Below are 1,156 nucleotides of genomic sequence, written 5' to 3' on the forward strand. Positions count from 1 at the left end.
GCCGCGAGGATGATGGCGTCGGCGGTGGCGTGCAGGGCCTGCCGGCGGGCGTAGACCGGGCGCCAGATCCCTTTGAGTGCGCCGAGCTGGATGGTGGCGTCAGGCACGGCCACCCCCTGGTGTCAGCGGGTGTCAGCCGAGCTGCTTCGCGATCAGTGGCAGCACGTCCTGGGCGCGTGTCGGATGACCGGGCCCCATCGAGATCACCACCCTTCGACCGGCGCGAGGAGTTCATCGGGCCGAGGAAGCCGGTTCCGGGTCATGAAGCTGGTGACCTCGTCGGCGGACTCGAAGGGCCCGACCGCCCGGCCACCGTCGTAGCCGTACCAGCGGACGTGAAAGCCGCCGAGCGCCGCGGCGTCGAGCTCCTCCGCATGCCCGCGCGGGGCACTCACATCCGGGCCAGCGCCTCGTTCAGGCACTGCCGGTACAACTCGTCCCATAGCTCCTCCGGAGGCTCGCCCTGAGCTGCGTCACCGGCAAGACCGGGCTTGTCCTCGGGGCCCTGCGGCTGCGGGCGCCCATCCGGGACGGGCGCCACCGGGTCCGGTGCCGGGTCGAGCTCGGCGTCGGGCACACCGGGCACGTAGCCGTTGACGCCGGCCGCGGTGAGCGGCGCGGTCCGGTACGCGATCGTCGCCTTCGACATAGTGGCCATGTCCGCCCAGAAAACCGGGCCCTGCCGGTCGAGGAGGATCGCGTCGTCGCCGCCGTCGATGGGAGGTTCCCCGATCTCCGCTCGCCAGCGATTCACGGTGTAGGCGCCGGAGTTCAGGCGGATCTGCCGGATCTCCTCGACCACCTTGCTGTCACGGAAATCGATCTCGGCGAACTCCAGATGCCAGTCGGTGATCCCGAATCCCCGCATCAGCAGGTGGAAGTTGAGCTTCTCCAGGATCAAGTTCGCGATGGGGATGATCGTGTTGACCCGGAACGTCTTGTCCTGCGCTTCCCCGGTGCCACCGCCGAGGTTCCCGGACTCGATGATGCCGAGCTTCGCCGGCGGCACCCCGAAGCACGCGATGATCTGGTCCCGCAACTGCCGGTCCGCATCCAGGTAATCGGTAACTTTGCGCTGGTCCAGGACCCCCACCGACGCGCCGCCCGTGGTCAGCAAGGGCTCGCCGACCGCCTTCGGACCCAGGTTGAACACGCG

2 protein-coding genes are annotated in these 1,156 nt (G+C 69.2%); both read right to left on the minus strand.

Annotation, left to right across the window (positions count from 1 at the left end; genetic code table 11):
- Positions 1–203: 203 nt before the first annotated feature.
- The gene (locus tag AB0435_RS34280) at positions 204–395 is read right to left on the minus strand and encodes a hypothetical protein (RefSeq protein ID WP_366428758.1); all 192 of its coding nucleotides are present in this window, start codon (positions 393–395) and stop codon (positions 204–206) included.
- The coding region (locus AB0435_RS34285) for a phage portal protein (protein WP_366428759.1) at positions 392–1,156 on the minus strand (765 nt) is incomplete at its 5' end. The genes AB0435_RS34280 and AB0435_RS34285, both read right to left, overlap by 4 nt.

This window comes from Streptomyces sp. NPDC051173, assembly GCF_040689515.1.
Classification (GTDB): Bacteria; Actinomycetota; Actinomycetes; order Streptomycetales; family Streptomycetaceae; genus Streptomyces.